Origin of the sequence: Nonomuraea roseoviolacea subsp. carminata, assembly GCF_024172185.1 — a bacterium.
Lineage (GTDB): Bacteria > Actinomycetota > Actinomycetes > Streptosporangiales > Streptosporangiaceae > Nonomuraea > Nonomuraea roseoviolacea.
The window spans coordinates 9,447,663-9,472,065 of record NZ_JAMZEC010000001.1 but is presented as its reverse complement, the minus strand read 5'-3'; the positions used below and the strand labels follow the sequence as shown (position 1 = coordinate 9,472,065).

The following is a 24,403-nucleotide window of genomic DNA, read 5'->3' as shown; positions in this document are numbered from 1 at the left end:
GGGGATGTGTGGGCGTGATGTTCGAAGAGGGAACCGGCTTGTCAGGGACCGTGAAGTTCGGTCTCCCATGCTCGGAACGGCGGCTCGACCTGGTAGCCGGGGTCACAATAGGAGCGAATCCACTGTGCGGCGCGGTACTGCGCCTCCGCTTCGTTCAGCACCTGCCCGCTCGCGTCGACCTGCAGCACATTGCCGTAGATGGCGAAGACTTGTTCCAGAGGCGAACCGAACTGGAAAAGAGCCGGACGGTAGTCGATACCGTCGAGCAGGTCGACATCGATGGTGCCATTCGCCAGATAGAAGGCGAAGAACCGAAGCGATGCGCGCACGTCGACAGGAAGTTGCCCCACCGGCCCATCATGCACGCTCTCTCTCCGCGGCCTTGCGCAGGGCGGCCTCTGCGAGAGACGTCGGTGGGCGGCTCACGCACCCTGAGATCTCCGGTCAGGCCACTTTGGTGGATTGTGGAGAATCGCCGGGAACGGAGGTTGCGGCGATGTCCCGGCGTCGGCGTGGCCGGGCCAGCGCCGCCGCGATGGCCACCGTGCCGACCGCGCACACGGCGGCCGTCCCGTACAGCACGATGTGCAGGGCGTCGGTAAACCCCGCAGCCGGCGCGCCCGGGGCGCCGCCGGTCAGGTCTCCCGCGGCGACCTTCGCGGCCAGTTCCTGCGAGCCCACGCGCGTGCTGATCAGGCTCACCAGGACGGCGCCGTACACGGCGATGACGATGGCTTCGCTGCCGATGCGCATGGTGTTGAGGAACCCGGTGGCCATCCCGGCCCGCTCGGGCTCGACGAGGCTCATCGCCGCTCCGTCGCCCACGCCGAACGACAGCCCCGCGCCCAGCCCGACCAGCAACAGCGGCCCGGCGATGGCGGCGACGGAAGCCGACGGAGTGATCACCGTCAGCCAGGCGTTCCCCCCGGCGAACAACGCCAAGGAGACCGTGATCAGCAGGCGGGCCGGCACACCCCGGTTCACCAGCCCGCCGGCCAGCGGCGGGGCCAGGAGCACCGGTGCGGTCATCAGAAGCAGCACCGCTCCCGCGCGCTGCGGGGACAAGCCGCTCGCCCCTACCAGATAGGTGGGCAGGTAGGTCAGCAACGTCACGAAGCCGAACGTCGAGACCACGGGCACCATGCACAACGCCAGGAACCGGCGGTCCTTCACCAGCGACAGGTCGAGGAGCGGGGCGGCGGATCGCGCCTGCAGGACGACGAAGACCACCAGCAGCCCCACGCCGATGACCAGCAGCGCCGGCACGCCGGGGCTCGCCCAGCCCCACTCCGGGCCCTGGACCGCGCCCAGGACCAGGGCGCCCAGGCCCGCGACGAACACCACCGCACCGGTCACGTCCAGCCGGGGACGCTGCTCGGCCCGCGATTCGGCGACGTGACCGATCCCGGCCAGCGCGACGGCCACCAGGAGGGCATGCAGCCCGAAGGTGGCGCGCCAGCCCAGCGCGCCGACCAGCCAGCCCGCAAGGGTCGGCCCGGCTGCCAGACCGAGCCCGGCGGCACTGCCGAGCGCCGCGAACGCGCGGGTGCGCGCGGCGCCGTCGAAGGTGGTGGCCAGGATCGCGCCGCCGCTGGCGAACACCCCGGCCGCGCCGACGCCCGACAGGGCGCGAGCCAGGTCGAGCACGGCGATTCCGGGGGCGACCGCCGCGGCCAGCGAGCCGATGGCGAACAGCCCCGCGCCGGCCGCGAAGGTCCGGCGGCGTCCCACCATGTCGGCCGCGGACCCGGTCACCAGCATGAACGAGGCGAAGGTCACGTTGTAGGCGTTCATGACCCATTGCAGCGGGGCGCCCGCGGTGTGCAGGTCCGCGCCGATGCCGGGCAACGCCACGGCTGCTCCGGAGATGGACATCGGCACGGTGACGAAGGCCAGCAGCACCACGGCCAGCGTGAGCGCCGGACGGGAGCGTCTGGAGGGAGCTTTTGCCATGAGTTCTGGCTCCTTGAGGGGATGGCACAGGGGCAGCGATCAGCCACTGGAGCGACAATGCCACTCAGTGGCATTAGCTGTCAAAGCGCAACCGCCTCCCAGTGGTAGCCTGGCGAGGTGAGTGATGAGCTGCGGGACCTGCCGCTACGCGAACGCAAGAAGGCGCGCACTCGCCGCGCCCTGGCCGAGACCGCACTCCGCCTGTTCACCGAACGCGGCTACGACGCCACCACGCTGGACGACCTCTGCGACGCCGTGGAGGTGTCCAGACGCACCTTCTTCCGCAACTACCGCTCCAAGGAGGACGTCGCGCTCGCCGCCGACAGCGACCTGTGGTCCGCCTATCTGGACGACGTGGCCGCCCGGGAGCTGACCGGCCCGCTGATCGAGGCTCTCCGTGCGGTCCTGGACATCACCTTGGGCGCCATGGACCCCGACTGGGAGCGCCGCTTCCTGGCCGCCCGCGAGTTGTCCGACGCCGTCCCCGCACTACAGGCGCACAGTCTCGGCTACTGCCATGACACCACCCGGGCCCTGGTCGAGGTGGTGAGCGGCCGGCCCGGCGCCGACGTCGACCCGTGGCGCCTCCGCCTGTCCGTGGAGATCTTCGTCGCCGCCTGGCGCACGGCTTCCCTGCGGTGGACGGCGCAGGGCGGCCACGGCGGGCGTGACACGTTGATGAAACTGGTCGAGGAGACCTTCGCCGACCTGCCCGCCGCGCTCACTTCCCCCGCCTAGCCGGCGATGCTTCAACAAAAAGCATGGCCCTCGCTCCGCTCGGACGCCCTGAGCGGGGCTTGCGCCCCGCACCCCCGACCGGGGCCTCCCGGCCCCGGACCCCGGGCCCGGCCTGGTGCGTTCATTGAGAGCGCTGCCGCTCGAAAGGCGACCCCGCATCTCATCCCGGAGGCACCGCGCAGGGGGCATCTCGGCGAGCCGGCGCGTTGGCTGATCCTGTGGCCGATATTGCTGGTCAAGCCATTCGCGCAGTGACAAATGCGCATGGAGGGCGTGATGGCCCGCACTGCCGTCCGCCGCGCCCCCGGTCAGCGCTCTGTCAGATGTCGCCGACCGGTCCGTTGTAGACCAGCTTCGTGCTGTCGGCCGGGACCACCATGTCGCACGTCTCCACGACCTGGTCGCCGGCGAAGTATGAGCGCTCGACGACCATGACGATGCTGCCGGCGCCGATGCCTAGTTGCTTCGCTTCCTCGATCGTGGCGGCCCGAGCCCACACTTCCTCGTTCCAGGCGTCCACCTGGATGTTGATGGCGGCCATCCGGTGCGTGACGCCCTGACCGGCGTGCGGACCGGCCTCCGGGAAGGCGATCGGCGTGCCCTTGGTCAGCGCGAGCGGTTCCCAGCTCGTGGAGAGCATCCACGGCCCCTCGTCGTCGGAGGAGAACACGTAGTGGGTGCGCATCACATCGTGCCGGTCGCCGTCCGGCTCGCCCAGACCCAACCGCTCCCGGACCTCCGCCGGGGCCTGTGTCGTGTCGGAGGAGTACTCCCATGAGCCGTGGCGACCCTGCTCCGCCATCTGCCGGCGGAACGGCGAGCCGCCCTGACGCTCCCGGAACCAACTGCGGACCAGCGACCGGCGCTGCGGGCGCTGTCGCACGAACATTCCCGCTCCCGGCCGGGATACGAGGAACCCTTCGCGGGTGAGCAACTTCGTGGCCTCAGTAACGACGCCCTGAGCGGCGTCGTACTCCTCAGCCAATTCTTGTCGGCCGGGCAGGCGTGTGCCGGGGGCCGAGCTCGCCCGTGGTAATCCGGCGCCTCAGGTCATCCGCGATTCGGACGTATGACGGCTGATCCACTAGGACAGCTTGACGTCCTGCCTATGCAGCTTGCAAGCTGTACGTGCAGATAGCGAGCTGCATATACAGGATCTTCTTCAGTCTGGTGGTGACCGTGACGACCTGGATCCAGGACTACCCCGCGCTCTCTCAAGCCGCAGATGCCGCTTCCCGAGCCGCGTATACCGTGACCAACCAGCACCTGCCGGGGCGGGCTTCCGACGCCTACACCGTGGTCGAGAGCCTGTTCGCCATCGGTCTGGAGCGGACCGCGCCAGGCGGCAAGCTGAACCTGATCACGGTGGCGAACACCGGCAGGGTGCGGTTCGAGCTGCACTATCCGAACGACCAGACCGTCGCCCATGGTCGGAACGTTCACGGCATGGTCTCGAATATGGCCGACGCGTACGGCGAGAAGCCCACCCGAGGCGGCCGCATGATCTACGCCGAGCTGTGGTCCGGGGTGCCCTGTGAGTCGACCGCGCGCGGCGGCTGAGTGACCCGGCCTGTGACTACGGATACGTGGCCGGTCCGCCGACCGTGATCGCCTGGGAGCCGCACGTCCCGCGCGGCCGGACCCGCGTCACCAAGACGTGCTGTTGCGGCGCGTACGAATGGGCGGCCGAGGGAGGTCAGTTCCTCATCCTGCGGCGCGCCCCTTCGCGCGGGCGCGAGCCCCGGCCCAGGCGAGTCCGTTACGAGGAGGCATGCCGCGGCGCGTACGCGAGGGCGTACGCGGTATGGGAGGACTTGGTCGAGGGCCATACCTGTGCGCACGTCCAGCCGGCGCCTTGAAGGGTCGGAGCCGCCCCGGTGCATGGCGTCGAGCGGTCAGCGTCCCGTCCGTCTGGCGATCAGTACCTCGGTCGCCAGGTTCTGCTCCCACTGTCCGGTCGGATTGTCGGTGAGCAGCGCCTCCCGGAGCGCGTCCACGAAGGCGTGCAAGCGATCACCGAGGGCGGCGGGCGAGCTGTAGGAGTAGGAGAGCTGGAGCCCGATCAGCCCGTCCACGTCCCAGATGAGCCGCCGCCGGAACGTGCGCGACTCCAGGCGGCGGAACGGAGAGGCGGCCAGCACGGCGTGGTGGGACTCGCCGGTGGCGCGGAAGGAGAGGGCCGCCGCGTCTATGTCGAGGCCGAAGTGGGCACAAACCCGCCGCTCGACCGGCTGCCACGGCTGGACGTCCGGCTCCCACGGCTCACCTTGCTCCCACGGCTCGCTCGGCTGCCCGGCCGGGCCGAGCAGCGCCACCGCGCCGCCGGGCGGCAGCAGCTCGTCCAGCTCCGCCAGCACCGCCGCGCGGTCCATCCAGTGGAACGACCGGCCCATCACCACGTGGTCGAACGGCGGCAGCGTCCGAAGCGTGGTCGAGTCGCCGCGCAGCCACGTGACGGCGGGCTCGCGTGGCGCGAGGTCAACGGGCTGGACGCCTGCCGCCAGGCGCCGGCCTTCCGCCAGCATCTCTTCCGCCGGGTCCACGGCGAGCACCGCCCGGACTCGGCGGGCGAGCGGGATGGCGATCGTTCCCGGCCCGCAGCCCAGGTCCAGCACCCGGCTGTCCGCGCCGAACGCCCCGGCCAGGTGCTCGATCGCCGCCTCCCCGTACCCGGGACGGTGTCGGGCGTAGTACGGCGCGGCGCCGCCGAACAACTCCTTCACGCACCGGGACCCTAGCCGACGTCGCGCGGCCGTCGATCAGGTTCGGGCGCGGCGCAGTGGCCGGCCCACGTCGTGCAGGTGGCGCAGGGCCTGGCCCCACGACGCGATCAGCCCGCACTCGACGTACTCGATGCCCAGCGAACGGCAGTAGTCGCGCACGATGGGCCGCGCCCTGCGCAGGTTCGCGCTGGGCATGCCGGGGAACAGGTGGTGCTCGATCTGGTAGTTCAAGCCGCCGAGCGCGATGTCCATGAGGCGTCCGCCGCTGACGTTCCTGGAGGTCAGCACCTGGCGGCGGAGGAAGTCCAGCTCGTCCTCCGCCGTCAGCACCGGCATGCCCTTGTGGTTGGGCGCGAACGTGCAGCCCAGGTAGACGCCGTAGCAGGCCTGGTGGACGACCAGGAAGGCCAGCGCCTTGCCGGGCGGCAGCACCACGAACAGCGCACCGGCGTACAGGAGCACGTGCGCGACGAGCAGCAGAGCCTCGGCCGGGCGGTTCCTCAGTGAGGGGCGGCACAGCGCGCGGAAGCTCGACACCTTCAGGTTGACGCCCTCCAGGGTGAGCAGCGGGAAGAACAGCCACGCCTGCCAGCGCCCGACCAGCCGCGGCAGCCCGCGCGCGGCCTCGGCCTGCTTGCGCGACCAGAGGAGGATGTCCGGGGCGACGTCGGGATCGTGGTCCTCGTGGTTGGGGTTGGCGTGGTGGCGGGTGTGCTTGTCCATCCACCAGCCGTAGCTCAGACCGACCGACAGGTTGCCGACGAGCAGTCCCGCGATCCGGGCGGTCCGCCGCGAGCGGGAGATCTGGCCGTGCGCGAGGTCGTGGGCCAGCAGCGTCACCTGGGCGAAGGCCACGGCGAGCAGCGCCGCCACCGGCAGCTGCCACCAGGAGTCGCCCACCACGGCGAACGTCGCCCAGGTTCCCGCGAACAGGGCCGCGACCAGCCCGATCCGGACCGCGTAGGAGCCGGGCCGCCGCTCCAGCAGCCCCGCCTCCGCGACACGGCGCGACAACCTCGCGAAGTCGCTGCCCCGCTGCGAGCGGGACGCCTCCACCACAGTCACATCTGTCTCCGATGCTGACGAAGTCGGTCATGGGTGATCGCTTGTCAGCATCGCGTGGGGGAGGGGAGGCGCGGACCCCCGCTGCCGCCCGTCCTTCCGGTAGTGCCAGCCCTACCATCGAGGAAACCCCGCGGGCCCGCCTCCCCTCAGACCGGGGGCGGGCCGATCGGCAGGCCGGTGTCGCGCAGGATGCGCCGTACGGTCTCCTCCGGCGAGGAGTCCTCACCGATGACGATGTCGTCCCCGTCCAGCGCGTCCCGCTCGACGTACCAGCGGCGCATCTCCTCGGCGCCGAACCTGTCACGCTGGGGGCGCGTGCCGTGCCGGCGCCAGCCCCCGCGCCGCTACGTCAATAGGCGGCGCAGCGCGGACGAGCGTCGTGGTTGATCAGCCGCGGACCACGATGACCGGCGCCCGCGCGTGGTGCAAAATCGCGTGAGCCGTACCGCCGAGACCCAGCAGCGCCCCCGTCGCGCCGTGCGCGGCCCCCACGATCACGACGTCGGCCTCCGCCGAGGCGGCGGCCAGCGCCTTGCCCGGATGCCCGCGCACCACCTGCGCGCTGAGCTCCACGTCCGGGAACCTCTCGGCCGTCCGGACGAGGAACCCCGCCAGCCGCTGCGCCTCGTCCCGTCCCGTCGCCTCGGTGTCGAAGACCACGGGCTCCACGGTCCAGGGCTCGACCGTGCCGGGGTGCGTCCAGGCGTGGACGGCCCGCAGGACCGATCCCCGCAGCACCGCCTCCCGGAACGCGTACTCCAGCACGCCGTCCTCGCCCGCCAGCCCCGACACCCCCACGACGACGACCCCGTACCGCGCGATGGGCTCGCCGGCCGGCTTCTCCCTGACGACCGCCACGGGACGCGGCGCGCGGGTGGCCACGTGCCGGCTCACCGAGCCGAGCAGCAGCTCGGCGAACCCGCCGCGCCCCCTGTTCCCCACCACCACCAGTTGCGCGGCCTCGGAAGCGTGGACGAGCGCGTCCCCCGGCCGGTCACCGACCACGTCCGTGGTGACCTCCAGCCGCGGCCGCCGTGACCGGATCTCGGCCGCCACCTGCGTGAGCTGCTCGCGCGCGGCCTTGTCCGCCTCGATCTCCCAGCCGGACGGCTCGGGGACCAGCAGGACGTCGGGTGACCAGCGCGCCATGGCGTGGAGGACGCGCAGCGGCGCGTCACGGACGGCCGCCTCCTGCTCCGCCCAGGCCAGGGCCTGCTGCGAGGACTGCGATCCGTCGAACCCGACGACGATCGGCTCTGTCATGGTCGTCACCTCACCCGCTCCCGCGACCCCCCGTCGCGCCGGAGCTCTTGTCATGGGTATCGCCGTTTCGCCCCCTTCGAACCCCCAAGGCATGGCCCTCACTCCGCTCGGACGCCCTGAGCGGGGCTCGCGCCCCGCACCCCCGGCCGGGGCCTCCCGGCCCCGGACCCCGGGCCCTGCCGAGACACACCGGGCCTGCCGATCTTCACCCGGGGCGAAGGCTCAAGGGGTGGGCGGCCCAAGGGGAGCGGAGGTCCACGAGCACGGAGACCCACGAGCGCGAAGGTCCACGAGCGCGGAGACCCACGAGCGCGGAGACCCACGAGCGGGAAGATCCAGGAGCGGGAAGACCCAGAAGGGCAAGATCGAAGAGGAGTCGACCCACTGAGAAGAGGAGTTGACCCGCTGATGAGACCCGGCTTCGGTGAGCGTCACCCCGACCTGGCCCGCCTCCTGGAGGTCGATGCCCCGGTCGAGAGCCATGAGATCGCGTGGGCGGGCGGGCGGCTGCCGCTCCGCGTCGGCGCCCACACCTCCCACGCGGAGGTGCCGAGCGACCTGGTCACGTCGGTGCGGTGCGTCGTCCGGGTCGGTGACTCGATCGTCTTCTGCGAGAACGCCGACGGCTCCCACCCCTGGCCCGGCGGACGGCGACAGCCGGGGGAGTCGTACACGGACACCATCGTGCGGGAGGTGCGCGAGGAGACCGGCTGGTGGGTGGACCGCGGCAGCGTCCGGCGCATGGGCTGGCTCCATCTGACGCACCTGCTTCCCCAGCCGCCCGACCCCGCGACCCCGTACCCCGACTTCCTGCAGATCGTCTGCCAGGCGGAGGCGTCCGGGCGGGAGGGCGGGCCGGACTCGGCGTGGGTCGACACCGAGGGGTACGAGCTGGGCTCCCGTCTGGTCACCGTGGAGGAGGCGTTGAGGGAGACGTCGACGGACCTGCTGGCGCCGGTCTACCTCAGGTTGCTGCGCGACCGGCCGTGACCCCCGCCCGGGCCAGCAGGTCGCGGACGAGGGCGGCCACCTCGTCGGGGGTGAAGTCCATCGCGTTCTCGCCGACCGTCACCTCGAAGCTGCAGCGCGACGGATCGGGCCCGGACCGTACCCGTCCCCAGAGCTGGACGCCCTGCTCGGCGAGGATGGCGGCCCCAGCCCGCTCGACGGCCGCCCTGGGGGCCGGCAGGTGGACGTGGAAGATCGGCGTCTGCGGCGGATCGGGATGGACCCGCGCGGCGCCGTCGGCGTTGACGGCGGCGGCGATGGCGATCGCGTGGTCCCGGAAGGCGGCCATGCGGGGCGGCAGCGTGTCGAGACCGGCCATGGCGGCCAGGGCGAGCGGCCAGGCGTCCGCGATGCCGCCGCCGAGCCGCTGCCGCCACACCGCGGCGGCGCGCACCGTGTCGGCGTCCGCGGCGAGCACGGCGCCGCGGACGCCCTGCAGGCTCTTGTAGAGCGAGACGTACACCGTGTCGAACAGGCCGGCGATCTGGTCGAGGGGCCGCCGGTAGTACGTCTGCGCCTCCCAGAGCCGCGCGCCGTCCAGGTGCGCGGCGGCACCGGACGCCCGCACGAGCGCGACCTGGTCGCACAGGTCGTCCCACTCGGGGAGCAGGCCGCCGAGGTCGCGCTGCGGCAGCTCCCAGACGGCCGCCGCGAGGGGCTCGCCGATCGCCGCGAGGTCGCGTGCCGTCATCAGCTCGAAGGGGTCGCCGGTGCGGCGGAACCGCAGGCCGTGGACGGCGTTGTAGCCCTGTTCCTCCCACACGTCCAGATGTGACTGCGGGTGGGCGGCGAAGGTGCGGCGTCCGCGCGCGTCGGCGTGGACGCGGAGCGCGACCTGCTGCGCCATCGTCCCGCTCGGGAAGAACAGGGCGCTCTCCTTGCCGAGCAGGCCGGCCAGCCGGCGCTCCAGCACCGCCACGGGACCGTCGGGGCCGTCGGGCGGGGTGTCCTCGTCCACCAGGCGGAGCATCTGCTCCAGCATCGCGCGCGGCCTGCGCCGGAGGGGCGCGTGGAGGAACAGCGACCGTCGCACGGGCGCACCGCCGTCAGACGCATCGTGCATGGGAACTCCGCCCGGCTATTGCGAGTGATTTGCATCAGCATGCTAAGTGCTTTGATGGCTGACCCGCCACCGCCCGCCCCCACCGGCAGGACCTCGACGTGGACCGGTTCCTGGCCGGTGCCGCGCCCCGGCCGGACGTCTGCGTCCGTCAGCCCCTCAGGCGCCGCACGCGCACGGCATGGTCACCATGAGCTTCCGGCCGCGGTCAACGTGCTGCACCGAGCCGTTGCCCAGGCAGTAGCGGCAGGCGAAGGCGGCGGCGACCATCGGGTCCAGCCACCGCGGGTCCTCCCACACCGGCGGCGGGCTGTCCGGCTCCGGCCACGGCCCGGGGTCCTCTCCGCCCACCCAGCCGCGCCCCCGGCACACGACGCACAGCAGGAACAGCCGGCCGAGCCGCTGCACCTTGCGGCCCGCGCAGCCGTGGCAGATGTCCGCTCCGGCCATCGAGGCCTCCCGGTCCGGGTCCTCGTTTCTGTCGCCCATGCCGGAACCGTAGCCGGACGAGCGCGGACGGTGGGCGCGTTCGGGAGGATCCGATGCCCGTTCAGGAGGATTCGGTGCCCGCGAGGCCGAATCGGCGGGCGAAGTCGGACATCTGCTCGCACTGCTCGTCCAGGTCGAGGGAGGCCGGCGAGACGACGACGCGGGTCACGCCGGCCGCCGCGAGCTCCTCGGCCCGCTCGGGCGTCATGTCGATCGTGCCCCACCGGGTGTGGTCGAGCGCGTCCGGGTCGCGGCCCGCCTCGGCGGCGGAGGAGCGGACGAGCTCCCACTGGGCGGCGCGCTCGGCCGCGTTCAGCCGGCCGCCGGGGAACCAGCCCTCGCCGCGCCGCCCGGCCCGGCGGGCCGCCGCGTCGCTCGACCCGCCGACGTGGATGGGCAGCCCCGCGTCCCCGACCGGCTTGGGGAAGCTGCACAGGTCCTCGAAGGAGAAGAACTCGCCGTCGTACGAGACGCCCTCCTCCCCGCCCGCCCACAGCAGCCGCAGCACGTCGATCGCCTCGTCCGCGCGCCGCCCCCGGGTGGTGAAGTCGACGCCCACGGCCCGGGCCTCGCCCGGCAGCGCGCCGACGCCCACGGTCAGCAGCCGCATCCTGCCCTTGGACAGCAGGTCGATGGTGGCCAGCCGCTTGGCCAGGGTCACGGGGTGGTGGTACGGCAGCAGCAGCACGGCGGTCCCCAGCAGGAGCCGCCGGGTGGCCGCGGCGACGAACGTCAGCGTGTCGAGCGGGTCGGCGTACGGCAGCGACGTCGGGATCTCCCAGGGTCCGAGCCTGGCGCCGCGGTACAGCACGACGTGCTCCGGCACGTACAGCGCCTCGAAGCCGCACGCCTCCGCGTGCCGGGCGAACGCCGCGATCGCGTCCGGGTCCACCCCGCAGTGGGGCGTGCTGTAGCTGATGGCGTACTTCATGGGGCATTCCTCTGGGGTGGGCCGGCCGTTGACGACGGCGACAGGTTAGAACCCTGTCACCGGCGTCAAGGCAAACGCCCGCCAGGGAAGGCCGGGACTGCGGGGGGAGCGATGAGCGGCCGGTCAGACGTCGAGCGGCACGGCGTGGATCTCGTCGGCCGGGTGGCCGGCGCGTTCGTGGATGCGCTGCACCGCCTCGGCGCTGGGCGCCTCCGACAGGCAGTAGACGACGCCCGTGTCGGGGTCGGCCCAGGCGTGCTCGAAGGTCACCCTCTCCTCACCCTGGATCGCGAGATCGGCGTCGTGCGCCTGCTGCAGTTGGTCGGCGGTGATGCCGACCATGCCGTGATGGACGTCGATGAACTTGCTCATGGGTCCTCCTCGGGCCATCTCCACCCAGCGTAAGGCGGACATAAGCCGCGAAACACCCAACAATCCCCAAACAGGTAAGATCAACGCCGTCCGGGCCCCTCGGCCGAAGCCGTCCCGGCCTCAGTCGAACAGGTCCGGATCGGAGCGGACGATTCGGTCGTACAGCGGCTGGAAGTTGATCCAGCCGACCAGGTCGTTGCCGACCTGCCCGTGGGTGAGCTTGGCCTGCTCGTGCTCGATGCGCACGGGCGGGCCCGCGGCCTTGGCCAGCAGTTGCGCCTGGCACGAGCGCTCCATCGTGATGAACCACCAGGCGGCGGCGTCCACCGAGTCGCCCACGGTCAGCAGGCCGTGGTTGCGCAGGATGACGGCCTTGTACGACCCGAGCGCCCGGGCGATGCGCCTGCCCTCCTCGACGTCCACCACCACGCCGGTGTAGTCGTCGAACAGGCCGTGGTCCTCGTAGAAGGCGCAGGCGTCCTGGGTCAGCGGCTCCAGCCTGACGCCCAGCGAGGACAGCGCCTTGCCGTGGACCGAGTGGGAGTGGGCGGCGGCGACCACCTCGGGCCGGGCCTGGTGCACCATCGAGTGGATGGCGAACGCGGCCTGGTTGACGTGGTAGGAGCCGTGGACCACCTGGCCCTCGTGGTTGACCAGGATGAGGTCGCTCACCCTGATGTGCTTGAAGCTCATGCCGAACGGGTTGACCCAGAAGTGGTCGGGGTGCTCGGGGTCGCGGGCGGTGATGTGCCCGGCCACGCCCTCCTCGAAGCCGAACCGGCCGAACAGGCGCAGCGCGGCCACCAGCCGCTCCTGGCGGTGACGGCGCTCGTCCGCCACGTCCTCGAACTTCTGCGGTAACCGGAACGTCAGCCGGTCGGTGGGGATCGGCTCCAGGTTCATCGTGCCTCCAGCTCTGAGGGGACGTGTCCCGCCCGCGGGACGTGGACCCGTCAAGGGTGTCGCCCGCGCCCGCCGGGAGCAAGGGTCCGGGCGGGCACGGGCGCGGGCGCAGGCAGGTACGGGACGGGCGCGGGTCAGTGGTGGACGGCCGGGGGCTGGTGCGGCGCGCCGTGGGCGGCGTGCTGGGCCGTGGACAGCAGCATGGCGCCCGCGGCGATGGCCGTCATCAGCACGAGCCACCCGGCCGCCCGCCCCACGCGGACGCCGGCCGTGACCAGCGGCCAGGAGGCGGAGCCCCACCAGCGGTGGCCCGCCAGGCGGCGCATCTCCGTGGCGGCGAAGGCGAAGTCCAGGGACAGGCCGCGGTCGTCGACGCGCCGGCCGAGCTCCGCGTACAGGGTGGCGAGCCAGCCGGCCCGCAGGTCGGCGGCGTCGCGCGGCTCACCGGGCGGCAGCGAGGGGCCGGACTCCTCCAGGCCGGGGCCGCCGCGTAAGGCCCGTTCGTCGGCGAGGAGGCTGCGCCGCGAGAACCAGCGCAGCATCGGCCGCCGCATGCTCACCCGCACGCCGCGCCCGGTGAGCGCGAACCGGCAGTCCTTCAGCCGCACCCCCGCCGGGTGCGCCAGCCCGGCGAAGCGGCAGGCCGACAGATCCAGCCCGTACAGCGCGAGGCTGCGGGCGTCCACGTGCCGCAGGGAGGTGAGCGCCGCGCCGCCGCGCCCGGTCACCGTCGCCGGGCCGCGCAGCACCGCGCCCTCCAGGTCGGCGTGGGAGCCGGTCAGCCGCAGCGTGGTCGCCCCGGCGACGTCCAGACGCCGCAGGTCCACCCCGCAGCCGGTGACCGACACGTCGAGCGAGGCGTCGGAGCGGGCGCGCGCGGCCGACAGGCGGCCGGTGGCCGACAGGTAGGCGTTGGCGGCGAAGTGCGCGGCGTCGAACCCGGCGGCGCCGACGACCTTGCGGAACGACAGCGTCCGCCCGAAGCGGGCGCCCCGGAACGTCGCGCCGTCGCCGAGCCGCGCCCCGTCGAAGGTGGCGTACCCGTCGAACCTGGCCCGCTCGCACGACAGGCCGCGCCCGAACGACGCCTGGCTGAACAGCGCGTCGCGCGCCATGACGGCCCGGTCCAGCGACACGTGGCCGCGCACGGTCACGCCGTGCATCGACAGCTCCCGGGAGAAGCGGGCGTCGGCGAGGGAGAGGTTGCCCTCGAAGCGGGCGCCGAAGAACGACGCGAGTCGCTCGAAGACGGCGCCGTCGAGCGACACGTCCCCGGCGAAGGTGACGCCGGACAGGCGCACGTCACCGGTGAACCGCACCCGGTCGAGGCGGGCCCGGCCCAGCCGGGCGCCGGTGGCCTCGATCAGGCGGGAGAGCAGGTCGCCGCCGACGACCGTCCCGCGCAGGTCGAGCAGGCGGCCGGGGGCCATCTCGCCGATCGCGGCGGCGAGCTGGTCGGGGGGCAGATGCGCCAGGCAGAGGTTGTACGGCCGGCGTGCGATGCCCGTGCAGGCAGCAGAGTGCGCGCAGGTGACCCAGTCCATGGAGTCGTCATACCCCGGCCGCCCACGTGTCAAGATTTACTAATTTCATCCTCTCTCCACATTTATGTCGAAATATGCAAGCGCTGTCCCTCTAAAGTGCGGGTCATGCGCGTTTTACCCCGGGCCACTCTCGCCGCCCTCGGAGCGGCCGTCCTGTCCGCCGTCCTGGCCGTCCCCGCCGTCGCGGCGTCCCCCGCACCCGCCACGCCGGACGCCCCCGCCGTGCCGGAAGCCGCGGCCGCCTCCTGCGACACCCCCGCCACCCACCGGATCTCGCAGGTCCAGGGCAGCGGCGACGCCACCCCGCTCGCCGGGCAGACCGTGCGCGTCGAAGGCGTCGTCACGGGCGACTTCCAGCGCTCCGACCAGCTCAGCGGCTTCTTCCTGCAGGACCCGAAGCCCGACGCCGACCCGGCCACCTCCGAGGGACTGTTCGCCTTCGCCCGCGACACGTTCAAGGACGTCAAGCCCGGCGACCGGGTGCTCGTCACCGGCAAGGCCGTCGAGTACAACGGCTGGACCGAGCTGTCGCCGGTGACCGCCGTGGACGTCTGCGGCACCGGGACCGTGCCCGCCCGGCCGTACACGCTGCCCGGCGACGGGCTGGAGCGGGTCGAGAACATGCTGCTCACGTTCCCGCAGCCGCTCACCGTCACGGACCACTACAACCTCGGCCGCTTCGGCGAGGTCACCGTCTCGGCCGGCGGCCGGCTCTTCCAGCCCACCGACCGCCCCGGCGTGGACCCCGATCAGCGCGCCCGCACGCTGCTGATCGACGACGGCTCCACCCGGCAGAACCCCGCCACGCTGCCGCCCGTCGTGCGCACCGGCGAGGTGGCCGTCGGCCTCACCGGCGTCCTCGGCTACGGCTTCGACACCTACCGGCTCCAGCCCACCCGGCCGGTCTCCTACCTCGACGCCAACCCCCGGCTGCCCAAGCCGTTCCCGGTGGTCGGCAACGTCAAGGTCGCCTCGTTCAACACGCTCAACTGGTTCACCACCGTCGGCTCACGCGGCGCGAGCAACGCCGAGGAGCAGCGGCGCCAGCTCGCCAAGCTGGTGGCGGCCCTCAAGGGCATCGACGCCGACGCCGTCGCCCTCATGGAGGTCGAGAACAACGGCCAGACCGCCCTCCAGACGCTCGTGGACGCCGTCAACGCCGAGGTCGGCGCCGGCACGTACGCGGCGCTGACCCACCCGTACCCCGGCACCGACGCCATCCAGGTCGCCCTGATCTACAAGCCCGCCAAGCTGGAGCCCGTCGGCGAGCCGCGCGCCTCGCAGGACCCGGTGTTCAGCCGGCCGCCGCTCATCCAGACCTTCCGCCGCACGGGCGGCGGCCAGCCGTTCACCATGGTCGTCAACCACCTCAAGTCCAAGGGCAGCTGCCCCGCCGGCGGCGGGCCCGACGCCGACCAGGGCGACGGGCAGGGCTGCTGGAACGCCACCCGCGTCAAGCAGGCGCAGGCCCTGCTCGGGCTCGTCGAGGACCTGCCCAACCCGCTCGTCCTCGGCGACCTCAACGCCTACGGCGAGGAGGACCCGATCGACACGCTGGAGGCGGGCGGCCTGACCAGCCTCACCAAGCGGTTCGTGCCGGCGCCGCTGCGCTACAGCTACCTGTTCGACGGGATGTCCGGCGAGCTCGACCACGCCCTCGCCGGCCAGCAGCTCCTCAAGCGGGTCACCAGCACCACGATCTGGCACATCAACGCCGACGAGGCTAGGTTCCTAAGTGCGATAGGTCAAGGCACCCGCCCTGACCTGTACGAACCCAACGCCTACAGGTCGTCGGACCACGATCCGGTGATCATCGGCCTGACTCTGCCGGGAGGGAAGTCCTAGCCGTGGACATCGAGTCCTTCACTCGGGACCTCGTGTCCCTCCCTCCTGCGGAGCGGCTGCGGTCAGTTTCCCAGATCTACCGGGCCATGCGCGCCGTCGTGGATCAGTTGGGGGACGAGTTGATGGCCGCAGCGAAAGAGTGTGTGGACGGCGACATAGACCACGCCGCGAGAGTCCTGGACCTTCCTCCGGACGTGATCGCCCGTCTATCCCTCGACCCCGCCACGCCGGACGTGGCCCTGCTCCGCAGAGGGCTCCGGGCCGCCAGCGTGCGGCCGGACCTCTCTTTCGACGGCGTATGCGATGTAGCGGACGCCTTGCAGATTCACGAAGCGTCGGACGAAGCTATCCAGCAGATCGCCCGGCTGGTGCTGTCCGTGGCACAAGACGCACCCGTTGACGGGCCCGTCTGGGAAGATGCACCGGCCGCCGACCGAAACGCTTTCTCGCTGGCCGTGGAGTTCGCGAAGACCATTGCCGAGAAGTGATGCAGAGACCTCCCGCTGATCGCACAGACGGGCGATCAGGGCCGAGATCGTAGCGGCAACCGAAGGGAAGCCCCAGCTCGTGGCGCATGCCGGGAGCTGGGGCTTCTTGCTGTTCCAGGCGATGTTAGGGATGTCCGCAGCACTGGCTTTGACCGCGCCAGCAGAGACTCCCATGGCAGGCTTCGCGGCCGAGCAAGACCGCTTTTGCCGGTAGGGGTTGACGCATCCTCGACCTGGGCTGACGATCACGAAGTCGAGCAAATGGCGGCAAAGTCCCAGCGGAGGTAAGGATCATGAAACTGACGTTCCTCGGCAAGGAGACCACGGGAGATCAGTCCCCAACCCTGTACGCCACCGACCGAGGCACCATAGTGGTGCAAGGATGGAAGATCACGGATCGCGAGGCTCTCGAAACGCTCAAGGACGTACCGGACCACGAGACGTTCTTGGAGGTTCCCAGGGAACTGATGCGGCATCTACCCAAGGAGTGGCTCGAACATGGAGACGCGGCGCCTAACCCGTGACGACTTCCGGGCGCTGTGGCTCAGGCGTCGGCGGGCCTTCCATCTGGAGCTGAGGGACTCCTACGGCGTCGAGGACGAAGAGGGACCATTTCGCAGGTGGCTTCTGGGCGAGCCGGACGACTACCAGTGGCACCAGTCCTGGCTGTCCTTCGCCCGGAGGTCCACCCGCCGAGGCACAGCCATCCAGCGGGCCCGGATCGTGACCGAGCCCTTGAGTGACTACATCAAATGGGCCATGACCATCGACCCGCAGAACATCGAGGCAGGAGAGGACATCCGCTATCTGCCCCGGCATCAGGCGGCCGACATCCACCTGCCCGGAGAGGACTACTGGCTGCTTGACGAGGACACCTTGGTCCTCAGCTTGTTCATGCCGGACGGCTCCTCGGGGGGCTTCGCACAGATCGCTGATCCCGGGCTGCTTCAGCAATGCCGCGCGGTGCGAGACCAGGTGTGGGCGAGGGCCATTCCCTACGCTCAGTACGTCGCGTAATCGCTCCGGTGTCTACGCCAGCGCAGAAGGCACGCGAGGCACTTGGCGTGCGTCTGAGGGACATCCGAAAGGACGCGGGGTTGTCCGGTGTCGAGTTGGCGATGCTGGCAGGCTGGCACTCTTCCAAGGTCTCCAGAATCGAGTACGGCAAGCGCAACGCGTCCGAGGACGACCTACGGGTGTGGTGCCAGCACTGCCATGCCGAAGATCAGCTAGCCGACTTGGTGGCCACTCTCCGCTCCATCGAGACCATGTACATGGAATGGCGGAGGCAACTCGGCGTCGGAACGCGTAAGCGGCAGCGGGATCGGCTGACGATGGAGGCCGAGACGAGTTTGTTTCGTATGTTCGAGACGTTCTATGTCCCAGGTCTGTTCCAGACTCCCGAGTACGCGGCGTCTGTGATGACAAGCGTCGTCGAGCTGCTTCGCGTGCCCAATGACGTTGCCCAAGGCGTCCAGGCTCGCATGGAGCGGCGTCACATCCTCTTCCGTAAGAACCATCGCTTTCATGCGGTGATCTGCGAAGTGGCCCTCAGGGCGGGAGTGGTGCCCTTTGATGTGCTACGGGGCCAACTTGACCAACTCCTCCGTGACATGGATCTGCCCACGGTCAGGTTGGGGATCATCCCCACCACCGCGCCGCACAAGGCTCTGCCGCTGACGGGCTTCTGGATTCTGGATCGCCGGGTGGTCCAGATCGAGACCCTCGCCGCCAGCCTCGCTCTGAACCAATCTCACGAGGTAGCGCTGTACGAGCGTGCCTTTGATCAGTTGGCGGCATCGGCTGTGTACGGCACGAAGGCCAAGGCGCTCATCAGCAAGGCGAAGACCAGGCAGAGTTAGCGCGGCAAACAGCGGCAAACTCCTTGGATGCATCAAGCGACGGCTCCTACCGTCGAATGCATGCCTCCCGGACAGACATCCCCCAGCTTCCCGTGCGTGAGGACCGCAGCCGCGCCCAAGGTGTTCGTCGGTGACCTGGCGCCGGAGGAACTGGACGAGATCGGCCCTGACGCCGCACCGCAGCGGCCGGCGCCTGAGTCGTGGACCCGTGACGAGTACCGAGCATGGATGCTTCAGAGCGGGATCACCGAGGTCGAGGGTGGTCTGGGGATCGAAAGCTTTCTCGACCTGGCGGAGTCGGTTGGGTTGCTGGAGAAGCGGCCGAACACGGCGGTCCTCGAACCGGTGAGCGCGGCGACGATCGCGCTGTGCAGGGTCGTCCCGCTACTGCGCTCAGAGTTGACGCCTCAGCTCCACACGGGCGGCCTCGCTGACGATGAGCCGCTCAGAGGTAAGCCGCCGCACCTCGTCGTCTATGCGGATGGCGGCTGGCGGGTCGCCACGATCAGCATCGGTCCCCGGTCCGGTAGCTACTTGGTGGAGCTGGCGCAGTGGGGCGAGGACAACGAACCGCGCCTGGACAAGGTTGAGGTGATCCCGGGCGACTGTCCCGAACGGGTGGCTTCGCTGCTCCCCGGTTACAGGCGGAGCCAGTCATGAGCCTGGTCACGAGGGTGAGTGAGACAGGCTTTCGCTACCCGTACGTGATCGGATGGTCCGGCGAGGTGCAGCAGCACGCGTTGACGTGGAGGCCGCATCGCGGCGGGGAGAAGCTGGCCTACACCTCCTCCCGCCCGTCCGACTACGCCCATGGTGTCCTGCGTTTGCGGCAGGGGCACAAGATGACGGGGCGTCCGGACTTCAAGACGGTCAACACGCGTCGGCAGTGGCGGTGCATGGACAAGCGGCTGTGTCAGGTGTGTGCTGGATCGGCCGTGGATCAGGAGACGAGCCGGATCTGGTGGCTCCTTTCATCAAGCGGAGAGGAGGCGGGGGACGGCTTCACCAACGCCCCGCCGACGTGCCGGGCCTGCATACCGGCGGCGATCTCACAGTGTTCGCATCTGCGTCAGAACGCGGCCGTCTTCACGGTGGGGGCGTACTACCCGTACGCCGTGCGCGGGGACGTGTTCCTGCCCTACCTGCCGCCCGTGGTGCCGTTCGAGCGCAACGCGCTGGTGCCATTCACCGACTATGACATCACCCATTGCGTGGCACGGGAGCTGGTGGTGCGGCTACATGACGTGCAGCCGGCCGTGACGCAAGGTGATGCGCCCTGGGCCGCGCAACGGCCATGAAGCCCTGCACCGCCCCATCAGAAAACTGCACTCTTGTCCATTCGTCAGATGGCGGCATCGAGTGACACCTAGCGGATCACGTGCTTCTCTGGGGACAAGCAGCCCGCCAACCAAGGGGCCTTGTGAGAAGCATCATGTGGTCAGCGACACTCGCGGTGTTGATTGTCGCCCTTACCGCCTGCCAACCACGGGTCAGCCGGTGGGTCGAACTCGAGAACCGCACGGGCGAGACCGTGTCAGTGAAATGGCTCGGCGACACGAACTACGGCCGACAGGTTCCTCCCGGAGAATCGTCGCGGATTGCGGTCGTGTCCGGAGCCTGCCTGCGTAACGGAGCCAAAGACGTGATCGTGGCGGAGACGGCCAGTGGACGGCGCTTCACCTTCGGCCCGCCCGCCTGCAAAGGCGGGAAATGGGTCCTCCAAGCCAAATGAACACTTCCACTCTGCTTCCCGAGTTGAAGCACAGGAAAGGTGACGTTCGGATGAGGCAGGCTCCCGACTTGCAAGCCGGGAGCCTCTGTCAGTCGGACGTTAGGCCGCGACCTCAGGAGCCTGGAAGAGCGCTTCCGCGCTGCTCTTGGCCCGGCCCCTCCGAGGAGCCCTGGCCTTGCTTGCCGTGCCCGCCTCAGGGGTGGCGGCAGCCGCCTGCTTGGCCATCATCGACATCACGATCTCCTGAAGCATCTCCGCCCCGGCCGGGGAAGACAGGAACGCCTTGACGGCCTCCTCCGAGACGGTGGGCTCTTCGACGGCCTGGGCCACCGGCTCAGGCTCAGGCGTGTTGCTCTCCGCAGCGTCGATCTCGTCCCACTCATCATCGGAGAGGAACGGCAAGAAGGCGGGAGTCTCCGCCACTGGAACGGCCTCCTCCTCTCGGCTGCGTGATTCGGCAGGCTCCTTCGTAAGAATCTCCGGAGTCTCCTCCACCAGTTCGTTCGTTTCTTCGGCGGTCGGCGCGTCAACGTAGAGGTAGCGCATGCTCGGACGGCCCCCGGTGCCCTTGGCGCTGTGCCCCTTAACCACCTCGATCGTGTCGAGCTGCGCCACGATCTCCCGAAGGTCGGCCGCCTTGATGTTCAGCGCTCGATAGATCTCGGTGGCCGTCCGCCCCTCGGGTCCGGCTTCACGAACGAAGTTCTCAACCTTGACTGCAAGGCTGGCTTCCTCCGATGCCTCTGCCTCGGGTAGCACGTAGGCGATGGTCTCGATGGAGTAGCAGACCAGGGCCAGGGCAGCGTCGAAGTCGCGTTCGCTGATCTCGTCTCTCCGCTCCGACAGGGCGAACAGTCCGGCCAGCCGGATCATGTATGCCATCGCGCGTTCGGCGTACTGGCTCATGGCCTCGGTGGAGATCATGGCTTCCACGATGGGCCGGTGCTTGGCCTCGAACACGCGGGCCACATGGCCCGGCACGGTCACGGTGTCCACCTGACGGGCGTAGTCGCCAGCTTGCCGCAGGGCTCGCGCCGCCTGCCGGATGGCCTCGTGGGCATCGGAGGACTCGAACACGGGCAGAGTCTTGGACTGCTGGACCCACACGGGCAGGAGGCGGTTCCACGTCCCCCCGGTCGCGTCCTTGCCGCCCGCGACCGCTGCCCAGTTTCTCGGCTGCACGTGCATCGTGAGGCCCAGGTGCGGACGCCGCACCCTTAGGTCATCCATCTTGGTCTTGTGGGCGATGGTCTGGGCGTCGAACGCCTTGCGGAGATAGACGCCCACCTTGGCATCCCGACGCGCGTTCGACAGCAGCGCGTCCCCCTCCTCTTCGATGAACCAGACCGGGTTCGCCAGGGTGCCCTCTGCGCGGTCGGCCAGTTCGGTGATGAACCCCAGGCCCGTGGCCGGGAGCCCTTCCACCACGCTCTCCTCCGCGAAGGACGCGAACGCCGCGTCGACCACGCGCCTGGCGATGCCGGTAGCCGTGCCCTTCCTGCCGACACCGCTGCGCCCCACGAGGACGCCCCACAGGGCCAGCGGGGAGGAACCCTTGCCCGTCTCCACGGTCGGCCCGTAGCCGATGTAGGCGCTGTAAGCCGACATGAGGGACACCATGACGCCGACCTTGGACCCCTCCGTGTAGGGGTCGAGCGCATCGGTGATGCGGCCAAAGAGCCCGTGGAACGCCTCGTTGGAGATGACAGGAGCGTTGCTCTGCATGGCTTGATAGCCTTCCCTTGGTGGCCCTGAAGCGCGTGACTTGGCGGTTGTGACGCTTCAGGGCTGTCCTATGTCTGAAGCTGGTTTCTCCGTCCCGAGTTTGTTCGTTAACTCGGTTGAATCGGAGCCAGCGCCGAGAAAGCTAGCCATCCGAGTTTTGTCTGTCAACACAAAACTACGAAACCGCAGGAAAATCGGTGTTTGTTAGTTCGCTACCCGCACCCTGGGGTAATGCACTTTCGATTCGCCTACGGACCCCGCCAGGGGGTACCTTCCTCCGACCAAGTACGGGTCTGGGACTTTTTCGTGAAGCGGCTACAGATGCTCTGGACTGGGGCGTCACCCTTCGCGAGGGTGAACAAATTAACTAAACCCACAGCTCCGCAAACAAAGAAAATCCCCGAACCCGAGTGAGTTGTTCGGGGATATTTGAGCCGGTGGAATTAACTTAAGTGGTCCACTTCACGGCGGCCTTGATCAGCCCTTCCGAATCCGTCACAGGAACATCCGGCTTAGTCGGCTGCTTGCCGCCAGGAAAGGACAGCACGCGAGCGCCATACAGGTGCAGCGCGTCAATCTGGTCGCGACGGAACTTCTCGACCGGCTGGCTTCGGAAATTGGTGAATTGGCTGGCGAACGTGGTGTACGTCCGATGCCCGGCAAGGATGTCCACACCGGTGGGCATGGCCGTGGTGGACACCACCGTGAACCCGGCCAGGCGAGCGACCACACCGTTCGCCGTAGCTCCGGCCTCGCCGAGAGCGGCGGCGTTGGCGATGTCAGGAGCGCGTAGCAGGTAGCGCTTGGCCTTCGGCGAGACGACCACGTACCGGTCTGCCGGAACCTTGCCCGTGTCGAGCTTCTCCATCATGTCGAAGATGGCTTCCAGCAGTGCCTCACCCTTGCCGACGCTCGCGGCCAGGCCGCTCACGTCCACCTGAGGCAGAGCGGTGGCCGAGGCTGCGATGGTGGAGCCGACGAACGTGTCAGTGGAGGCCGCCAGAGCGCGGATGGATTCCAGAGAGGCCGGGGACGCCAGAGCGCCGGCTACTTGAACGGTCTCGATGTCCCGGACGTAAAAGGCCACGTAATCGGCTTGGGAGATGTCGAGGTACTGCTCGACGGTCTTGAGGTCTTCGATCGTCATCCCAGCCACGTCGCTGTACTTGCCGACGTTGGGCCGGATGAGGCCGTTGATCACCACGCGGTCGCCCTGAGCGGTGATGTGACCTTCATAGTCGTGGTTCACCACCAGGGGCGAGGCCCACACCAACAGCGGATCGAACTGGGTCAGCAGCTCGTTGCTCCACTCGGTGGGCACGAACGTGTGCGTGCCCGCATGCGCGTATGCGGGGATAGGGGTGATTGCCAAAGAGAATCCTTTCGATGGGGCTAGCGGCGTGCCCGCGCATCCAGGGGAACGGGCCGCTCAGGAGGGGTGTCGGTGCCGCCCTGCGGGCCGATGCCAACGTTCTGCGCGAACGTAGGCTTCTTGGCGGCAGCCCCCAGGGAACTAACAAACTCGTTGATCGAATCGAGGTCGGCGGTTCCTTCCTCGGTGAGGAAGGCCGACATGTTGAGCTTGGACACGGCTTCCGGGGGCAGTTTCATGCCGCGCTGTTGAGCGGCGTGCTGGAGATGGGTGTCGGCGAGCGTGAGTGCGTGATCCCTACGCGTGTCGGCAAGGGCCTGCTCCAGCTCCGCGCTCTTGGCCATTGCGGCTTCCAGTTCGGCGCTGGCGGCCTTCCACCGCGCTTCGTTAGCCCGGCTGAGGCTCTTCCACTTATCGGTCTCAGAGTTGATCTGAGAGCCTTCTGTTGGCACTTCCGCCACCTGATCCATTTCGGTGGTGGCCTCGGTTGTGGTGTTCAGCGAGTCATCCATTACGGCTCCTCTCTGTGATGGTCGATCGCAAATGGGCTTATCCGGTCCGGTCAGCTCTTCCAGCCGCTTGCCTTGGGTGAGGCGTAGGTGAGGGAGCGGGGGTCATCGAGTTCCCCGACCACGCTCACGATGCGAATGGACGGGTCAAGCCGTCCATCACGCCAAGCGGCGACGATCTCCTTCGCGGTCATGCCCCAAAGCCGCTCTACGGCGATCATGTCTCTCCTAATGATTCTTGAATGGTGAAGGCCCCCGGCACGAGGTCACCGAGGGCCTTCTGGATGTCTCGGGAACGCGAGGGATTCCCGTAGGCATAGGTAGTTAGAGGGGTAAGGATGTCAATGTTGCGACAAGATCCTAGTAACAATCTCATATCACTGTCCAGATGTCCCAGTCCGTCCCTTCGCAAACCCCGGAACAGTACGGCCGGAAACATCGGTTGCCTGGCTCCACTCCGCACTCTAAGCACAAGCCCTTACGAAGCCGGTAGTGTTGCTGAGAGTACTCTCGGTCACGTAACCGCTTGGCGGCCTGACGGCACTCAACCGAGCAATAGCTACGCCATGCACCACGGCGGCCTGTGCCGGGCCTCCTGGTCTCCCTGCATAGCTTGTCGCAATGGCCGCACTTGAACACCTGAATTAGACAGCTATCTGGCGAATGCCAGGACATAACTCTTCCTCTCGGTCTTACGACCATCATCAGTAGTGATAGTCGGGCTGAGCTGCGAAAACTGCGTATGACACACGAATCGTGTGTCATAGCCTTCGGAGAATGTGGTGTTGGGGACGGCGGACAAAATGCCCGTCATCAGATCA

General features: G+C 69.3%; 28 protein-coding genes and 1 pseudogene. 11 read left to right on the top strand and 18 right to left on the bottom strand.

All coding sequences use genetic code 11. From position 1 onward, the window contains the following. Positions 1-41: 41 nt before the first annotated feature. Positions 42-350, bottom strand: coding sequence for a DUF7677 family protein (locus HD595_RS44170; protein ID WP_253780439.1), 309 nt, complete (start codon positions 348-350; stop codon positions 42-44). 94 nt (positions 351-444) lie between these two features. Continuing rightward, complete coding sequence (locus HD595_RS44165; RefSeq protein WP_253780436.1) at positions 445-1,953, bottom strand: MFS transporter; 1,509 nt, start codon at positions 1,951-1,953, stop codon at positions 445-447. A gap of 117 nt (positions 1,954-2,070) precedes the next feature. Here HD595_RS44165 and HD595_RS44160 point away from each other — a divergent pair, with 117 nt between their 5' ends. Continuing rightward, positions 2,071-2,691: a TetR family transcriptional regulator gene (locus HD595_RS44160; RefSeq protein ID WP_253780433.1), complete on the top strand. Its 621-nt coding sequence runs from the start codon at positions 2,071-2,073 to the stop codon at positions 2,689-2,691. Positions 2,692-3,010: 319 nt separating this feature from the next. Here the strand turns inward: HD595_RS44160 and HD595_RS44155 are convergent, their stop codons facing one another. Both HD595_RS44155 and HD595_RS44150 read right to left on the bottom strand, forming a co-directional pair. Further along, complete coding sequence (locus HD595_RS44155; protein ID WP_253781469.1) at positions 3,011-3,580, bottom strand: UTRA domain-containing protein; 570 nt, start codon at positions 3,578-3,580, stop codon at positions 3,011-3,013. A gap of 51 nt (positions 3,581-3,631) precedes the next feature. Continuing rightward, positions 3,632-3,676: pseudogene (locus HD595_RS44150) on the bottom strand (hypothetical protein); the annotation flags it as partial. A gap of 194 nt (positions 3,677-3,870) precedes the next feature. Between HD595_RS44150 and HD595_RS44145 the strand changes: the two are divergent. Next, positions 3,871-4,251 carry a hypothetical protein gene (locus HD595_RS44145; protein WP_253780430.1) on the top strand — a complete coding sequence of 127 codons (381 nt, stop codon included), beginning with the start codon at positions 3,871-3,873 and terminating at the stop codon, positions 4,249-4,251. A gap of 335 nt (positions 4,252-4,586) precedes the next feature. Here the strand turns inward: HD595_RS44145 and HD595_RS44140 are convergent, their stop codons facing one another. The 4 genes from HD595_RS44140 to HD595_RS44130 form a co-directional block, all read right to left on the bottom strand. Next, the gene (locus HD595_RS44140) at positions 4,587-5,414 is read right to left on the bottom strand and encodes a class I SAM-dependent methyltransferase (protein ID WP_253780427.1); all 828 of its coding nucleotides are present in this window, start codon (positions 5,412-5,414) and stop codon (positions 4,587-4,589) included. A gap of 36 nt (positions 5,415-5,450) precedes the next feature. After that, a complete protein-coding gene (locus tag HD595_RS44135) occupies positions 5,451-6,479 on the bottom strand; it encodes a fatty acid desaturase family protein (RefSeq protein ID WP_420540741.1) in 1,029 nt (342 codons plus the stop codon). Between the two features lie 146 nt (positions 6,480-6,625). Next, positions 6,626-6,760, bottom strand: coding sequence for a P-loop NTPase family protein (locus HD595_RS46500; protein ID WP_301309758.1), 135 nt, complete (start codon positions 6,758-6,760; stop codon positions 6,626-6,628). Positions 6,761-6,866: 106 nt separating this feature from the next. Further along, positions 6,867-7,742: a universal stress protein gene (locus HD595_RS44130; protein WP_253780424.1), complete on the bottom strand. Its 876-nt coding sequence runs from the start codon at positions 7,740-7,742 to the stop codon at positions 6,867-6,869. 408 nt (positions 7,743-8,150) lie between these two features. Here HD595_RS44130 and HD595_RS44125 point away from each other — a divergent pair, with 408 nt between their 5' ends. Beyond that, positions 8,151-8,732: an NUDIX domain-containing protein gene (locus HD595_RS44125; protein ID WP_253780422.1), complete on the top strand. Its 582-nt coding sequence runs from the start codon at positions 8,151-8,153 to the stop codon at positions 8,730-8,732. Here the strand turns inward: HD595_RS44125 and HD595_RS44120 are convergent. The 6 genes from HD595_RS44120 to HD595_RS44095 form a co-directional block, all read right to left on the bottom strand. Next, complete coding sequence (locus HD595_RS44120) at positions 8,707-9,813, bottom strand: threonine aldolase family protein (protein ID WP_253780420.1); 1,107 nt, start codon at positions 9,811-9,813, stop codon at positions 8,707-8,709. The two genes, HD595_RS44125 and HD595_RS44120, sit on opposite strands and share 26 nt — an antisense overlap. A gap of 156 nt (positions 9,814-9,969) precedes the next feature. Next, entirely contained in the window at positions 9,970-10,299 is a 330-nt protein-coding gene (locus HD595_RS44115; protein ID WP_253780417.1) for a hypothetical protein, read from the bottom strand. A 61-nt stretch (positions 10,300-10,360) separates the two neighbouring features. Beyond that, positions 10,361-11,230 (bottom strand): TIGR03619 family F420-dependent LLM class oxidoreductase, encoded by an 870-nt coding sequence (locus HD595_RS44110; protein ID WP_253780414.1) that lies wholly within the window; start codon positions 11,228-11,230, stop codon positions 10,361-10,363. Between the two features lie 123 nt (positions 11,231-11,353). Beyond that, on the bottom strand, positions 11,354-11,602 hold the full coding sequence (locus HD595_RS44105; RefSeq protein ID WP_175591527.1) for an SCO4226 family nickel-binding protein: 249 nt from the start codon (positions 11,600-11,602) through the stop codon (positions 11,354-11,356). 120 nt (positions 11,603-11,722) lie between these two features. Then, entirely contained in the window at positions 11,723-12,505 is a 783-nt protein-coding gene (locus HD595_RS44100) for a class II aldolase/adducin family protein (RefSeq protein WP_253780411.1), read from the bottom strand. A 134-nt stretch (positions 12,506-12,639) separates the two neighbouring features. Beyond that, entirely contained in the window at positions 12,640-14,049 is a 1,410-nt protein-coding gene (locus tag HD595_RS44095; RefSeq protein WP_253780408.1) for a pentapeptide repeat-containing protein, read from the bottom strand. Positions 14,050-14,154: 105 nt separating this feature from the next. Here HD595_RS44095 and HD595_RS44090 point away from each other — a divergent pair, with 105 nt between their 5' ends. The 8 genes from HD595_RS44090 (at position 14,155) to HD595_RS44055 (ending at position 19,976) form a co-directional block, all read left to right on the top strand. Next, the gene (locus HD595_RS44090) at positions 14,155-15,894 is read left to right on the top strand and encodes an ExeM/NucH family extracellular endonuclease (protein ID WP_301309757.1); all 1,740 of its coding nucleotides are present in this window, start codon (positions 14,155-14,157) and stop codon (positions 15,892-15,894) included. A gap of 2 nt (positions 15,895-15,896) precedes the next feature. Beyond that, entirely contained in the window at positions 15,897-16,382 is a 486-nt protein-coding gene (locus tag HD595_RS44085; RefSeq protein ID WP_253780406.1) for a nucleotidyl cyclase domain-containing protein, read from the top strand. Positions 16,383-16,675: 293 nt separating this feature from the next. Then, a complete protein-coding gene (locus tag HD595_RS44080) occupies positions 16,676-16,906 on the top strand; it encodes a hypothetical protein (RefSeq protein ID WP_253780403.1) in 231 nt (76 codons plus the stop codon). Continuing rightward, positions 16,881-17,399, top strand: coding sequence for a DUF6879 family protein (locus HD595_RS44075; RefSeq protein WP_253780400.1), 519 nt, complete (start codon positions 16,881-16,883; stop codon positions 17,397-17,399). The genes HD595_RS44080 and HD595_RS44075 overlap by 26 nt, the downstream gene beginning before the upstream one ends. Next, a complete protein-coding gene (locus HD595_RS44070; protein WP_301309756.1) occupies positions 17,336-18,244 on the top strand; it encodes a helix-turn-helix domain-containing protein in 909 nt (302 codons plus the stop codon). The genes HD595_RS44075 and HD595_RS44070 overlap by 64 nt, the downstream gene beginning before the upstream one ends. 96 nt (positions 18,245-18,340) lie before the next feature. Continuing rightward, positions 18,341-18,904: a hypothetical protein gene (locus tag HD595_RS44065; RefSeq protein WP_253780393.1), complete on the top strand. Its 564-nt coding sequence runs from the start codon at positions 18,341-18,343 to the stop codon at positions 18,902-18,904. Then, positions 18,901-19,542: a hypothetical protein gene (locus HD595_RS44060; protein WP_253780390.1), complete on the top strand. Its 642-nt coding sequence runs from the start codon at positions 18,901-18,903 to the stop codon at positions 19,540-19,542. The genes HD595_RS44065 and HD595_RS44060 overlap by 4 nt, the downstream gene beginning before the upstream one ends. 122 nt (positions 19,543-19,664) lie before the next feature. Further along, positions 19,665-19,976 carry a hypothetical protein gene (locus tag HD595_RS44055; RefSeq protein ID WP_253780387.1) on the top strand — a complete coding sequence of 104 codons (312 nt, stop codon included), beginning with the start codon at positions 19,665-19,667 and terminating at the stop codon, positions 19,974-19,976. A 99-nt stretch (positions 19,977-20,075) separates the two neighbouring features. On the opposite strand, the gene HD595_RS44050 is transcribed toward HD595_RS44055, so the two are convergent. The 4 genes from HD595_RS44050 to HD595_RS44035 form a co-directional block, all read right to left on the bottom strand. Beyond that, positions 20,076-21,701 carry a YfjI family protein gene (locus HD595_RS44050; RefSeq protein WP_253780384.1) on the bottom strand — a complete coding sequence of 542 codons (1,626 nt, stop codon included), beginning with the start codon at positions 21,699-21,701 and terminating at the stop codon, positions 20,076-20,078. A 448-nt stretch (positions 21,702-22,149) separates the two neighbouring features. Further along, positions 22,150-23,073, bottom strand: a complete 924-nt coding sequence (locus HD595_RS44045) for a hypothetical protein (RefSeq protein ID WP_253780381.1) — start codon at positions 23,071-23,073, stop codon at positions 22,150-22,152. Positions 23,074-23,093: 20 nt separating this feature from the next. Further along, a complete protein-coding gene (locus HD595_RS44040) occupies positions 23,094-23,585 on the bottom strand; it encodes a hypothetical protein (RefSeq protein ID WP_253780379.1) in 492 nt (163 codons plus the stop codon). 50 nt (positions 23,586-23,635) lie between these two features. Continuing rightward, positions 23,636-23,803, bottom strand: coding sequence for a hypothetical protein (locus HD595_RS44035; RefSeq protein ID WP_253780378.1), 168 nt, complete (start codon positions 23,801-23,803; stop codon positions 23,636-23,638). Between the last annotated feature and the right edge of the window lie 600 nt (positions 23,804-24,403).